Raw genomic sequence first — 14,850 nt, 5'->3', positions numbered from 1 at the left:
TACTAAGTTTTCACACACAAAACAATAAATCTATTCATTCACTTAAAAATGAGACGTTAATGAACATTATTTTCTATTAGGACTTAATAAATCCTTTATAAAGCTTCAATAACTCTTCATTTCCCGGACAAACCCTTAACATATTTGTACTCCCTGTTAAAACTATAAACTCATGAGGTGACAAGTTGAACGTTCTTTTGCACACACACGACCATCATAATTTATGGCTTGTTTTCCTGTCCTATGTCATTGCAACCATCTCAGCCTATGCATCAATTGATCTGGCAAGAAGAGTAAAATATTCAGAGAAAAAAGCGAGGCTTGCATGGCTTTTATCTGGTGCGGCTGTCTTAGGGATTGGCATCTGGTCTATGCATTTTGTTGCAATGCTGGGCTATCATTTTCCAAATCCCGTTTATTATGATCAAGTTCTCGTTATCCTTTCGGTCATTGTTGTGATCTTTGGCTGTTTTCTTGGTTTTTCTATCGTTTCAAGACGTACGTTTACTATTACACGTTTTGTCTCTTCCGGTACGATCATGGGTCTCGGTATTGCTTCGATGCATTATATCGGAATGGAAGCCATAAAACCAATGATCATCACCTATGACAAAACGCTATTTGCCGCTTCAATTTTTATTGCAGTCTTCGCATCCATGGCAGCATTATGGATTGGCTTTTTTTATCCATACTCCAAACATGAGATGTCTCGGAAGCTAAAAATAGTGTTCTCTCTTATAATGGCGATCGCCATTACAGGGATGCACTTTACAGGAATGTCCGCTGCCGAGTATTCAACAGATCCAGCGGCAGGAGCATCTATACCATCCCATATGATCAAAACCGATCTTCTAGTTTGGATCGTAGCAATCGTCACTTTTATCATTTTTATCATTTTTTTCTTCTCCATTACTTTTGAAAGAATGTGGAGAAAGCAAGAAGTGGTGCATGACACCATCTTGGATTCTGCAGAAGATGGCATTGTAGTAACAAATAAGGATGGTTTCATCCTCCATGCCAATCCGGCGTTTTATCGCCTTTTCAATAGCACGGCTGCAGCCAAAGGTCTTTTCCTTCTTGAAGAATTCCACCCCCAACTGACGAAGGGTGCGGAATATAATAAGGAGTTCCGCATTACGGTTGGTACACGGACAATTGAAGTAAATAAACACACCATTCAAGAAGATGGGATTAATGACTCACTGTGGTTTCTTCGTGATATCACAGAAAAAATAGAGGCAGAACAGAGTATTGAGTTCATGGCTTATCACGATCCACTCACCCTTCTGCCTAATAGACATAAATTGGAGAACGGGCTGGATGGATGGATTAAATCTGGCATGGAAGTTGCCTGCATCTACCTAGATTTAGACCGGCTTAAGTTCACGAATGATACTCTTGGCCATGAAGCCGGTGATACTTTATTGAAATATGTGTCCAAACGCCTGCAGAAGTTGATGCAAAAAAATGACCTTCTTGCACGAATCGGAGGTGACGAGTTTGTCATTTTACTTGTCGATGATCGTGCCAGAGATGCCTATGAAATTGCAAAAAGCTGTGTGGATGAGATGAACGTCCCTTATTCCATTAATGGCATCAATGTGCGTGTGACGGTTAGTGCAGGAATTTGCTCGTACCCAAAGGATGCAAAAACGGCCGAGGAATTGCTTCGCTATGCAGATTTGGCGATGTATGCATCGAAAAGAAATGGAAAAAATCAAGTAACTATGTTCAATATTGCGATCAAATCACAAATTGTCCGGGCTGCACAATTGGAAGAAGCGCTTTGGACAGCAGTCGAACAAAAACAATTTTCCCTCGTCTATCAGCCAAAAGTGGGGGTTGCATCAGGTAAGGTAGAAGGCGTCGAAGCGCTTCTGCGGTGGAAGCATCCAACACTGGGGAATATTTCACCCGTTGAATTCATTCAAATTGCCGAAGAAAGAGGAATGATCTATGAAATTGGAGATTGGGTTCTTGAAAAGGCATGCTCCCAATGGGTTCAGTGGAAAGAGGAAGGCATGCAGCCAATTACAGTCGCCGTCAATATCTCTCCACTTCAATTTTCAAAAGATGACTTTTTGCAAAAACTAAAAAAAGCAATCGAAATTACAGGAATGGATCCGCACTATCTCGAACTGGAATTGACCGAATCCGCCTCAATGGCTTTTGAAGACCAAGCAAAAGGTAAATTTCAGGAAATCAGAAGCATGGGTGTGAAAATATCCCTCGATGACTTTGGCACAGGCTACTCTTCGTTTAAATATTTGAAGGAATTGCCGATAGAGGTACTGAAAATAGACAAATCATTCGTGGATCATCTCATAGGAAACGCTGGACAGGAAGCTATCGTCAGATCCATGATTCAGTTGGGGCACAACTTGAACCTTCAAGTACTGGTGGAAGGAGTCGAAAGCAAAGGACAGGTAGACTGGCTGAAAAAAGAAGGCTGTGATATTATACAAGGCTATTTCTATAGTAAGCCAGTCCAACAGGCGGTCATCTGGGACATGCTTGAAAGTGTAGGACAGCCGGAATAGGCTTCTGTAGTGTCCTTTGGAACGATAAGAAGCATCTCCCAAGGGTTTTATATATTTTTCAAGTCTCACTAAAAATCCGTGTCCGAACAATGCATAGTCGCACACTGTTTACTCGAATAGCGCCAGTATAATCGCCTATGATTGGATATACGCCAAAAGGAAAATTTTCTATAGTAAAAACAGGAGATAAGTAAGTTGAATAGATCGTCTTGTACAATGAATGTGCGCATTTGTGGAAAAAGCTGAGCTTAAGGGTGGCGAGATCGCCGCTCTTTTTTATATTCTTAGGCTAAATTAAAACTTGCTGTAGTACTATTTTTCTTCCTTCAGTAAGTATGTAGGATATATTAATGGGAAGTATAGTAAAAAAAAGGAAATAAAAAAATGTTCTTATTGATTATAATCACTTTTGCTTCCATACTTGGCATCATTCTTATGCCAAAGAATGTGGCAATATGGGAATTGTATTTTACCGGATTATTTGCAGCTTTCATAGCCGCAATAGCTGATTATTACTTGGATGTTAAATTAGATTTATATGGTTTTTTCAGAAAAGGGGTTGATTGGGAGTATTTACCTATATTTATCGTTATATACCCGGCTGTAAGTATGTTCATTGTTAATTTTTATCCCTATCAAAAGCCTTTGACAATGAAATTTATTTTTATTTTAGGATGTACACTTCTTACAACTTTTTTCGAATATATAGCCTTACATACTAATGTTTTCTATTACAATCATTGGAAACTTTGGTATTCCGCTTTTTGTTATCCTATTCTTTATACGGTTCTTATTTTCCATATGAAATTCATAAGAAAGTTAACAAAATCTCCTTGATATTTTTCCGTAAGTTGTAATCTCTTCTTTATATTTGTGCCATTTAATTTTTTCACTATATAACTTCTTTACTAAGGGCGAACTTGCCCATTGCTTCACATTCTAGATCAAATATATTCAGATACCTAAAACTACTATATTTAAAAATGTTAAATTCTGTTTCCTTAGAATCCTTCTATAGTTCCAAAGCAATTTTCGGACAAATTAAATAGTGATCAATCCGTTGTATGAATATATTCATGGCGGGAAATTAAGGGAGAAGGAGTTGTTTGAAGGATGTCCAAAGAGAAAGGAATACTTCTATTGCTTTGGGTAATAACGGCAGGACTATTGTTTAAGTTTATCCCCAAAAATAAAATCCGGCATGCTATCGTCGCTTTTTTTTACAAACAATTTGTAACGTGGTTTTCGGGACTGTTTATTGCGGAGTTAGGTCTGATAAAATATCCTGTTCGATTTTTTAAAAGGGCTAACAAAACAAGTTTTTCATTCGAATTTTTTTATTTTCCTGCCTTGTGCGCAATCTTTAACGTACACTTTCCAGAACACAAAAATAAGTGTATAAAATTTCTTTATTATCTTTTCCATACGGGTTTTATTGTGATGTTTGAAGTGCTTGTAGAAAAATACTCTAATTTGATCAAATATGTAAAATGGAAATGGTATTGGAGCTTCCTTACCGTATGGATTTCTTATTATAGTTCAAGGGTATTTTATCGTTGGTTTTTTTAAAGGCAGGTTCATATAAATGATTGGAATGATGATTGCAATCATACTTTTAAATTTTATTGCATTTAAAACAAATAAAAGACTGACGAAAAATCAAATTGTACATTTATGGGTATTTACGATGGCTTTCCAAACATTTTTTGATGTATTTGTTTCCTTAAAATATCACGGATATTGGTACTTCTCTAATGGTGTGGACTGGAGTTCCATACCTGTTTATATCTTATTAATTCCTCCTGTTAATATCATGTTTTTAAACTGGTACCCTTTTAGACAGACTCTTTATCGACGTGTTCTTTATTTTACTGTTTGGATAATCCTTATCACATTATATGAATTAGTTACATTATTACCTGAACCGTGGGGTTATTACCATCATGGATGGTGGAAATTAGGGCATTCCATTCTGATCAATCCTTTACTTTTGTACATTGTCCTTGTGTATTATAAATGGATTCGAAAAATCGAAATAGGCAGCATTAGGTAAACCTTAGTTTTTTGAACAAACAAAATGACTGACTAGGCAGAAACAACAATACCCCTGTGTAAAACTAACTTTATTCGGAAACGCAATAAGACAAAAAATACCAAATACCCTGTAAAGGGATTCGGTATTTTGTCAGAAAAGAATAAGCTAGGACAATATACAAACGAATAAACATTGATGGCCTATCTAGCCTAAAAGAAATCCAAAAAGCTTTCTAATGCTTGATTAGCATCTTTACCTTCTAATATAAGCATAAAGGAGTCGCCTTGTTTCAAAATTAAGAAGAAAGAAACGAGCGATGCTAACGTTTTTCCGTTTGTAAGCAAGCCTTGTTTGCTTAAAAAAAGATTGAATTGATAGGATTTTATTTTATTGAAGAATTCATTAATTTTTTCAAGATTAATAGGTTCTTTATATGTAAGTGTTTTTGATTGAATGACTTTCATTTTTGTATTCCCCTTTCAACAACTTTGATAATAGTATTCCCAAAAAAGGATTTTATAAACTTTCTACAAAGTTATTTGTCTACCTATCTGTAGGTAGATAGGCTTTGATAAAAGGGAATTACAGCTTAAAATAAGTAACAAAAAATGTTCTTATTGATAACCACATTACCTTAATATTCTCCTATTCGCTTAGCTTTGGAACTTGATATGGGTAAAAAGTAGGTGAGTAGTTCGATATATTTTAGTAATCATTGTTCAAAACTTTATTGTCACTAAAAAGCTGGGATCAAATTTGAAGATTTACTGCACCATTGCTTACTCTAAGTAAAAAAGGATTGAATTAGTATATATTCGCTGAATTCAATCCTTGTTTTAATATCAAGGGTTGTAGCAACAAGAAAATGTTTGTCGCGCACCTAATATAATTTGTCAGAAACTGCTTTTGCCGTTTTTTGCAAGGCTAATAAGGATAATTCCTTTTGTTGAAATTCTACATATCTTGTGAAAATATCTAAAACATGCATTTGAGAAATGAGAGAAGTAAAAGCCCCCCCGTGTAAGGGGCTTTCTTTTGCCGAGGTTAGAAGCACGACATCCCCAAACTTGGTAATCGGAGATCTCATATGGTTAGTAATACATACGATATAAGCACCATTTTGATGAGCAATTTTAATCGCATCTACAAGATCCTTAGTACTGCCTGAAGTAGAAAGTCCAATAACAACGTCCCCTTTTTTTGCCAATGCACAATTCATTGCAATAACATGGGAATCAGTTGCAAAATGAACATTGAAGCCCAGTCTCATAAAGCGATATTGAGCCTGCTGAGCCATTATTCCGGAAGCACCTACACCAAATATAAATATTTTACTTGCTTTCATAATCTCTTGCGTTGCTTGCTCTATTTTACCTGGTTGGATTAGGCTTAATGTATTTTGAAGTATGTTGCTATTTTCGGACGTAACTTTTTTGGCCAATATATCTACACTATCTGTATATTGTACTTCCCCATATTCATTGGTGATTGATTCAACCGCGTTTTGAGCTACGGAAAGTTTAAAGTCTTGGTAGCCTCTGTATCCTAGCTTTCTACAGAAACGAATGACCGTTGTCTCACCAACCCCTGCATGCTCTGCAAGATCGGACACAGACCAATATACCGATTCCGCTAACTTATTTTTGACCACATCTGCCACTTTTTGCTCAGATTTTGTTAACGAAATGTAGATGCTTTTAATCATTACAAGAGGACTGGCTTTTTGATTTTCCCTGTTCATCATTCGTTACTCCTTTAACTTACAAAAAATAATATATTTCACTGTCAGATGCTTACTCTAGTACTATTGTAGCATCCGTTATTATAACTATGGTAATCTATTTCACTCTGTCAATTTGAGTCTTTCTCACTACTTCAAAGAATTGTTTCGTAATGATTTGGGGTCTAGTTATTGCTGTGCCCACAACTACAGCATGAGCACCCAATTCCAAAGCCTTTGCCGCTTCCATAGGAGTAGCAATATTCCCTTCTGCAATAACGGGAATTAACGAGTTCTGCACTAATGCTTCTATTAGAGGAAAATCTGGAACTACTCTATCCTTTGTATATGAAGTATAGCTTGAAAGCGTAGTAGATACCATATCCACACCAGCTTTTTCTGCTGCCATTCCTTCCTCAAAGGTAGAAATATCCCCCATAATTAAGCAATTGCTATTCTCACGAATGTATTGAACGATCTCTTCCAAGCTTTCAAGATTTGGCCTTTCTTGATTAGTAGCATCTAATGCAATGATATCTGCTTTAGCATCAATCAAATCTTGGATTTCCTTTTTACTAGGAGTAATATATACTGGGCATCCCGGATAGTGTCGTTTAATTAATCCAATAACCGGTAATTGTGTCAGACTTTTAATAGCCTTTATATCTTCTACACCATTTGCTCTTATTGAAACTGCCCCTCCTTCCTTAGCCGCCATTGCCATTTTAGACATAAATTGCGGACCATGAAGCGGTTCCCCAGGAAGAGCCTGGCATGAAACAATTAACTGACCCTTAATTTTCTTAAAAAATTCTTCTTTATTCATTCTGATCACATCCCGGATTATTGTTTAAAGACTGCACCACTATTAGTAATAACGGATAGATAATTGGTTAAATAACTAACTTCTTTACCCTTATTAATGAAAGATGGATGATCTTATAGTAAATATATGTAAACACACTAAATGCACATAAGAATGGAAGAAACCTGAAAATATAAGATAACAAAATAAAGAGCACTGCGAAAACAAATATCGAAAGAACTGCCATTGGGTGCGAGACTGATAAGTAAAAGCTATTTCTTAATAATTGTTTAATTGTCATCTCGTAGTTTAAGAGTAAGGGATATAAATACAGCGTCATTGCTATTAAAATCAAGGTAATAGCTGTAAACAAAGGAATGATCATTAATTTCCAGATTAAAGGAAGCTTAAGTAAAACAGTAAAATCTCCTGCTAAAATAATCAGGACAACAAGATGAATGGCACTTACAGCTAGACCCTTTTTAAAGTGAATTTTAAATAGACTAATAAAGGTAGCTGTAATGGGTGGATCTTCGCCCATCGACCATTCACGCGTCACTCCCAACATTGCTAGCCAAGCTGGGCCGATTGTGAAAACTGGAAGTGAAGTTAAAATAAATAGTGCATTTAAATAGGCGAAATTTCCAGCAGCACCTAAAACACTAGCTAAATTACCATCATGCTTCATTGTCCATCCGCTCCTTTTTATATCTGTACTATGGTTATTTAAATCCAGTCAATGTTATCCCTTGAATGAATTGACGTTGTACAAAGAAATACAAGATGATAATGGGTATTGTAAACATCGTCGATGCAGCCATTAACATTCCCCAGTCTACTGAATGCTCTCCAATGAATGCCTTCAAACCTACAGATAAAGTCCAATTTTTTGGGTCATTCAAATAAATTAATGGTCCTAAAAAGTCGCCCCATGCGCCTAAAAATGTTAGTAATGCGACTGTGAATAAAACCGGCTTTGATAAAGGTAAGATTATTTGCCAATAGATTCTAAATTCTGATGCGCCATCTATTTTTGCTGACTCTGAATACTCGTGAGGGATTCCCAGAAAAAACTGCCTTAGCAAAAAGATATAAAAAGCTGCTCCAAAAAAGTTTGGCAAGGTAAGAGGCAAATATGTATCTACCATCCCTAGCTTGTTATACATGACATATAGAGGAATCATTGTCACTTGGTATGGCAAAATCATTGTTGCCATCATTAAAAAGAATATAAAATCGCGACCTTTAAATTTCATTCTGGCAAATGCATACGCAACGAGCGGTGCTGAAATTAATTGGCCAGCAACCGAAAACAAACAAACAACTACTGTATTCCATATATAACGAAAGAAAGGAATCGCCTTAATGGCATCAGAATAATTAGACCAAAGAAATGTTTCTGGCAGCCATACTGGCGGAATAGCAAAGATTTCATCTAATGTTTTTAACGAAGTAAGTACTAGCCAAGCGAACGGTAAGAGAAATAATAAACCAACTATAGCCAAAAGTAGGTGAGGAGTGATTGATTCTTTAATAACCCGATTTAATCCCCTTCTCTTTTTCTGTGGCACATATTTTCCAACAGCTTGTTTATCGTTCTTAACGGAAAAAATTGGATTTTCCATTACTTCTCACCTCCATAATAAACCCATTTCGCTGATGTCTTGAAGATAATGACAGTAAGGATTAATACGATAATAAATAATATCCAAGCCATTGCAGAAGCATAGCCCATTTTCAAAAAGGAAAATGCAGTTTGGTAAAGATATATTGCATAAAATAACATCGAGTTCTCTGGACCGCCCATCGATTGTGATGCTTGACCGAAAATAAGCCCTTGAGTAAAGAATTGAAATGAACCTATTAATCCCATAATGATAAGAAATAAACTAATAGGAGAAATGGCTGGTAAAGTAATGTTCCAGAACCTTTGCCATTTATTAGCACCATCAATCTCTGCTGCTTCATAAAAAGTTTTTGGTACATCCTGCAGCGCAGCAAGATACATTATTGTATTTGTACCTGTTGCCCAAAAACCCATGATAATAATGGCTGGCTTTGTCCATTGTGGATCAACAAGCCAATTCGGTTGAACCAATCCAATTGCACCAAGCATTTCATTGATTAGTCCATATTGAGCATTAAATAACCACATCCATAATAATGAGCCGGCTACCGCTGGGACAAGGGTTGGCAGGAAATAAATCGTTCTATATAAAGATTGGCCTTTTACATTGGTGTTTAAAATAATAGCCATTAAGAGAGCGAATATTAAATGTGGAAATAAGCCGAAAAAAGTTATGTACATAGTATTGTATAAAGATAAATAGAACTTTTCATCGTGAAAAAGGTTTTTATAGTTCTCAAGCCCAACCCAAGTTGGTGAATTAAAGAGATTATATTCTGTTAAACTATAGTAAAAAGACATAACAATGGGAAACAGCTGAAAGACAATGAACCCGATAATCCACGGACTTAAAAATAGGATACCGAGGATGAATGCCTTACGTTTTCTTTGGCTAGGGGATATTTCCTTATACATTTTGCCATCCATTCCTGCCACTCCTTTCATACATAGGGAAGGGGGACCAAGAAACAGTCCCACCTATAATAAGTAACTATTTCTTCTCGTTTTCTTTATCTGCCTCTGGCTGAATCTTTTGTTTTACCTTATCCATCGCTTCTTGTGCTGTAATTTCACCTTTCAATGCTTTTTCTGTTTCTTCAGATAAAGCTTGTAAGTATTCATTAATGTAAACACTATTTGGGAATCCACGTAGATTTTCACTCTTAGCCGCTTCATAAAACTCCCACATAATTTTGACATCCTCGTTCTCTGTTAAACGTGGATTATCTAGGGCTTTCAATACTACAGGGATATTTCCAGATTCAATCGCAAAATCGATTTGATTATCCTCTTCAAGCAAAAATTTCATGAAATCCCATGCTTCTTCTTGATTCTTTGAGTTTTTAGGAATATAAAGAGCTGTCGGTGATACCATACCAGATCCTTTCAAATCAGGACGATCAGATGGGTAAGGAAACGGTGCAACACCTATAGGACCATCTTCTACTCTATGCTCGTTAAAGTTATTTTCCCATCCAATCATCATTGCTAATTTTCCAGTTAACAGTGGATCTTGAGGTGTTTCATACGCACCCATACCTGAACGTAATTTTTCAATCTCTTTAACTCCAAATTCTTTATAAAATTCTTGTTGATATGCAATTGCCTTAACATTTTCCTCTTTGTTAGGAGTTACTTCGCCTGTGTTTTCATCATAGAAAGATCCTCCAAACACAATTGGCCAAAATACGTTGTCAATCCAAGGATAATCTGGAATAAATCCAATTTGGGTAAGATTATCGCCATCCCTTTTTGTTAGTGTTTTGGAATACTCCATTAACTCTTCCATCGTTTCGGGAGGGCTTGTTATACCTGCCTCTTTAAATGATTCTTTGTTATAAAAAAGTTTAGATGCCATACTCATCGTAAGTGGTAATCCAAATTGTTGACCATCAATACTCATTCTATTAACTGCCGCTGGAATCAAAGAGTCTATTTCAAAATTATCTTTTTTAATAAGATCATCTAATGGCTGCACCGCACCAGCTGCTGCCCATGGACCGACCATATTCCAGTAAATAAAAGCAATATCTGGAGCACTTCCCCCGGAAATAGCCGTTAGTTGCTTCTGCGGATCTTGATTTCCTAGAAAATTCACTTTTACTTTGTCCTGACTGGTGTTATATTTCTCAACTAGCTTCTTAATAGGACCGGCATCTTTATCACTGGACACGTGCCAAAAAGATATTTCCTTTTTGGTATTAGATCCACTATTCTTTGAAGATGAACATGCAGCTAAGCTAAAAATAACTGTTACCGTTAACAAAATGAGCAAAATTCTTTTCATTTTCTCTCTCCCCCTCAAATATTTGCATACTTCAACGCTTCCAAAATAGTTTAATTCAACATCATTTCCAAAAAATCAGAAAGCCCTTTCACAAATGAATATACATTTACTGCAAAACGAGTAATTCTATTAATCTACATTTTTTCAAAGATCCAATTGTGTGATTTGTTCCAAAAAAAGTTGGATACACCTATACTAGTGATTCTAGTTTGTTTGGATTATAGAAATGAAGATCCCCTCCTTTTTTTTCTTAAACAACGGATAAATCCACCATTTAAGTTCAGCGCTTCCCATATTCCTTCTAATTCCCGTCTTCAATATTGAAAGAAAGTATCCTTCCCTTTACTTTCAACTGTCCTATATTTCAATTTCCATTCCATCAAATGCAACCATTATTCCAAAAGGCTCTAATAGATTAGTCAAGTCGGAATGGGTTAACTTAATATTATGAGAAAAGTGAGTGGCAATAAAATTCGCTGTCTTGTTAGTAATATTTTTTTGAGAAAAGATATTTTTTATCTCCTTTACACCTTCTATATTTAGATGGTTTCTCCTTTCTGGGATTAACCCATGAGTGCAATCCAATATAACTAGGTCTAATTTTTTATTTTCCAACCAGTCCCACGTTTGTTGAGGAAACCAGCCAGTATCGTGGCCATATAAAACTTTTTTATTATCCTTTTCAATATAAAATATAAAACAGGTTTCATATTGATCATGGTCTGCAAGCAATGGAGTTACCTGATACTCACTAATTTGAAAAGAAACAAACGGCTTAATTTGATGATACTTAAAAGATTCTTTCGAATATTGAATAGCGTTCACACATTTCGCTATAACAACATCATTTCCATAAATATTCAATGGATAAGAAATGTTATGAGCGTAAACTGGAGCTCTCATTGTTAGGTCATCTGGATGGAAGTGATCGTGATGTGTATGTGAAAATAAGAGGTGTTCTATATTTCCAAGGTTTAATTTATTGGTTAATACATGGTGTAGTGTGTCGGGTGGAAAATCAATTTTAAGCTCTTGATCAATTATGGCAGATGTTCTTGTTCTAATATCTTTACCTCCTAATTCTGTAGCTAGCTTACAGGCATCGCAATTACAGAAAATAGCTGGGTATCCTTCAGCTGCAGCAGTTCCTAAAAGCTTTATAATCATTTTTAACCTCCAATTATAAGAGTGTTGCAATACCGAAATAGGCATTTTGTTTGAGAAAGAGGGCTTAACAATTATGTTTTTTGGTGAGCCTCTTTCAAAGTACATTGATATATCTCTTAATATTTACGGATTATTTTTCACTTTGATATTTTTCGTAAATGTTTTAGATTGGCCGTTATAAGTTACCTTTACCTGTACCGTTACCTTCCCATTTTTTACACCTTTTAGGATTTGCTGATTTTTATTATTACCGTTATCTCTTATGGTAGCGACATCACTCTTTTTAATAATGGACCATTCATACTTTGCATCTTCCGAAGGAATCTCATAGCCATTCTCAAAGAAATTCCGCATAGTTAATGTTGTTTCTTTACCAACTCCTAGGTTGGAATTACCTCCTTTAAATTTGTTAATACTCCAAGGAGATACCTCGACTACTACGGATTCGGATTCAATTCCATTTATCATTGCTCTAATTGATGCTTTCCCTTTCTTTAGAGCTACAAGTTGACCATCTGATGTCACATGGATTACATTTGGATTGGAACTTTCATATGTGACGTTCGCAGCTTTAACTGGATTTCCTTGCTCATCGTGTAGGGCTTTATTTATAACAATTGGCGTCCATTTGCTGCCAATGTCCATTGTTGGAACTTTAGAAGGTAGAGAAATATGGTAATCAGGAATAACACTCATTTTTTCATATTTGCGCAACTTGATGTCATCGAAATACATAGTTGTCCAGTCTCTATTAAATTCGTTCATAGCTAGTGATAATCTAATAATATTTTTAATATTTACTCCATCATCCTCTAATTCTTTTAGCGATATTTCAATTTCATTCCATTGTTTCGGCAGAAGTTTGAAGTTTTTCAACTTTGACGATGCCCAGCTATATCGATCGTACATAATTTCCATTACAAACTTTTGCTCGCTATCCGAATCGTTATATACAGCCAATGAGAGGGTATCAAAATCACTCCAATCGGTATTTGTATAATTAACATATTCTCGATCCGAATTCGCTAAACTATCAGAAGATGAGTCAATAAATGCCCTCACTGGCCCCCATCCATTTGGAAATTGAATCTTTAAAGATTGATTTCCAGTGAATGTTTTCTCCTTACTAAAAGACCTTGGAACAACGGAGTTTCCACCCACATTGAAATCACCTTGAAAATCCGCGATTGTAGCTGTTTTAATAATATTTTCACCTTTAGGTACAGCAAGGATAATATCTTTATAGATTGTTTCATTTATAGGTATATCTAAGGTGACAGATTTATTTGGATAATCAGTCTTGCTAAAATTTAAAGTTGTATCTACTGATAAAAGATCCTGTTTTGTAAATTTTCCATTTTCATCTGTAGTGCCAATTAATCCATTTTCATCCGAAATCTTTACATCTGATAGTGGATGACCATCTTCATCAATCACTCGAAGGTCAATGTTTCCAGTTGGAGGAACATATTCGCCTTTTGAAAAATGATATATATCTGTATAAAATTGACGACCAATTGGGCTTTCGTGATGGTATAAATCATATATTGCATTTACATCTTGATAGTAAGCTAAAATAGAATCATTCATATAACCATATTTAACGCCGCCAATTAAGTAGTTATTTAAAGCTTTACGGTAATGAGGATCTTCCATTGCACGAAGATCAAACTCCATTTCTATCCCTTGCCCATTCGCTTTAGATAATTTAGCCGTCTCCTCAATTCGTTTAATTGTTGTATCAGCTTGGAAAAAATGGTTTGGCTGAACGAGAGTGAAATCAAATCCATGTTTATTGCCATTGGCTTTTTCACCAGCTCCGGACCACGGGATCCATCCTAATCGCATATCAAGACTGTTCAAATAATCTGCCGTATATTTCACATTTTCCTTTTCACCAGAAACGGTCGTATCTAGATCTTCCTGAAACCAGTAAAATCCGGCAAGTTTTAAATGTTTATACTCTTGTTCTTTAAATCTAGAACTCATTTTATCGATATACCATTTTACAAGTTCGTTTCTTGTCTCTAAACTCTCTAAATTAGCGGATTGCCCATTCCCTTTAAAGTCTCCAAAATCGGCACTTTGAGGATCAGGGAATGGAAGTGTCAAATAAACATTTACTTGTTTATTTTGATCACCAAGTGTTTTGCTCACTTCTTTTACTGCCTGATTTAGTGCATCAAGCTGTTGGTTTTTTATGAACATGCGATCCATCGCCCATTTCCAATCCTTTAACGTACCTGGATGAGAGTTTTCAACCCAGCTATAATACCTACCTAAACTACCTTCGTATGGAGATCTTATGTTAAGCAATAAAAAAGTATCAAAAAAGTAGTCTGTAGCTTTACCACTTTCGTCCAAATAACCTACATAAGGTAGAAACTTTTCTTTATTAAAGTCTCCTATTCTTTCTCCATCATAGTTAGCAGGATCGTAGTACCCCGTATATATGAGAGCTATATTTGATGAATGATTCGACTTCGGATCATCTTTCGGTAAATATTCTGCTTTTGCATCGCCAACCTTTAAATATAAACAAAGAAATGAAACAATAAACACGATTAATATTTTAGTATGAGTTGATTTCACTTTATTAACACTCCTCAATTTTTTTAGATTGAAAGTGTGTAATATCATGTTGTAAAAATTGGCCTATCGTAAAACGC

13 protein-coding genes are annotated in these 14,850 nt (G+C 35.6%); 4 read left to right on the top strand and 9 right to left on the bottom strand.

Going from position 1 to position 14,850, the window contains the following annotated elements:
* The first annotated feature begins 185 nt into the window (after positions 1-185).
* The 4 genes from KHA96_RS11930 to KHA96_RS11920 all read left to right on the top strand — a co-directional run bounded on the left by KHA96_RS11930 (position 186) and on the right by KHA96_RS11920 (position 4,593).
* Positions 186-2,540, top strand: a complete 2,355-nt coding sequence (locus tag KHA96_RS11930; protein ID WP_213129506.1) for a bifunctional diguanylate cyclase/phosphodiesterase — start codon at positions 186-188, stop codon at positions 2,538-2,540.
* A 384-nt stretch (positions 2,541-2,924) separates the two neighbouring features.
* Positions 2,925-3,377, top strand: a complete 453-nt coding sequence (locus tag KHA96_RS11925) for a CBO0543 family protein (RefSeq protein WP_213129505.1) — start codon at positions 2,925-2,927, stop codon at positions 3,375-3,377.
* A 276-nt stretch (positions 3,378-3,653) separates the two neighbouring features.
* Positions 3,654-4,109, top strand: coding sequence for a CBO0543 family protein (locus tag KHA96_RS23250; protein ID WP_283248452.1), 456 nt, complete (start codon positions 3,654-3,656; stop codon positions 4,107-4,109).
* 16 nt (positions 4,110-4,125) lie between these two features.
* Positions 4,126-4,593: a hypothetical protein gene (locus tag KHA96_RS11920; RefSeq protein ID WP_213129504.1), complete on the top strand. Its 468-nt coding sequence runs from the start codon at positions 4,126-4,128 to the stop codon at positions 4,591-4,593.
* A 191-nt stretch (positions 4,594-4,784) separates the two neighbouring features.
* On the opposite strand, the gene KHA96_RS11915 is transcribed toward KHA96_RS11920, so the two are convergent.
* From KHA96_RS11915 to KHA96_RS11875, 9 genes are all read right to left on the bottom strand, one after another.
* Complete coding sequence (locus KHA96_RS11915; protein ID WP_213129503.1) at positions 4,785-5,039, bottom strand: HPr family phosphocarrier protein; 255 nt, start codon at positions 5,037-5,039, stop codon at positions 4,785-4,787.
* Positions 5,040-5,455: 416 nt separating this feature from the next.
* On the bottom strand, positions 5,456-6,316 hold the full coding sequence (locus KHA96_RS11910) for a MurR/RpiR family transcriptional regulator (protein WP_213129502.1): 861 nt from the start codon (positions 6,314-6,316) through the stop codon (positions 5,456-5,458).
* Positions 6,317-6,413: 97 nt separating this feature from the next.
* Positions 6,414-7,121 carry an N-acetylmannosamine-6-phosphate 2-epimerase gene (locus KHA96_RS11905; protein WP_213129501.1) on the bottom strand — a complete coding sequence of 236 codons (708 nt, stop codon included), beginning with the start codon at positions 7,119-7,121 and terminating at the stop codon, positions 6,414-6,416.
* Positions 7,122-7,188: 67 nt separating this feature from the next.
* Positions 7,189-7,788, bottom strand: coding sequence for a YesL family protein (locus KHA96_RS11900; protein ID WP_213129500.1), 600 nt, complete (start codon positions 7,786-7,788; stop codon positions 7,189-7,191).
* 34 nt (positions 7,789-7,822) lie between these two features.
* Complete coding sequence (locus tag KHA96_RS11895; protein ID WP_213129499.1) at positions 7,823-8,725, bottom strand: carbohydrate ABC transporter permease; 903 nt, start codon at positions 8,723-8,725, stop codon at positions 7,823-7,825.
* Positions 8,725-9,654 (bottom strand): carbohydrate ABC transporter permease, encoded by a 930-nt coding sequence (locus KHA96_RS11890; protein WP_213129498.1) that lies wholly within the window; start codon positions 9,652-9,654, stop codon positions 8,725-8,727. Before KHA96_RS11890 ends, KHA96_RS11895 begins: the two co-directional genes overlap by 1 nt.
* Before the next feature lie 64 nt (positions 9,655-9,718).
* On the bottom strand, positions 9,719-11,014 hold the full coding sequence (locus KHA96_RS11885; protein WP_213129497.1) for an ABC transporter substrate-binding protein: 1,296 nt from the start codon (positions 11,012-11,014) through the stop codon (positions 9,719-9,721).
* 357 nt (positions 11,015-11,371) lie between these two features.
* Positions 11,372-12,181: an MBL fold metallo-hydrolase gene (locus KHA96_RS11880; RefSeq protein ID WP_213129496.1), complete on the bottom strand. Its 810-nt coding sequence runs from the start codon at positions 12,179-12,181 to the stop codon at positions 11,372-11,374.
* Between the two features lie 123 nt (positions 12,182-12,304).
* A complete protein-coding gene (locus KHA96_RS11875; protein ID WP_213129495.1) occupies positions 12,305-14,773 on the bottom strand; it encodes a DUF4855 domain-containing protein in 2,469 nt (822 codons plus the stop codon).
* Positions 14,774-14,850: the final 77 nt, after the last annotated feature.

The organism is Bacillus sp. FJAT-49711 (assembly GCF_018343715.1).
In the GTDB taxonomy this organism is placed as follows: domain Bacteria; phylum Bacillota; class Bacilli; order Bacillales; family Bacillaceae_C; genus Lederbergia.
The sequence above is the reverse complement of the archived record's forward strand: the minus strand, read 5'-3'. Positions and strand labels throughout refer to the sequence as shown.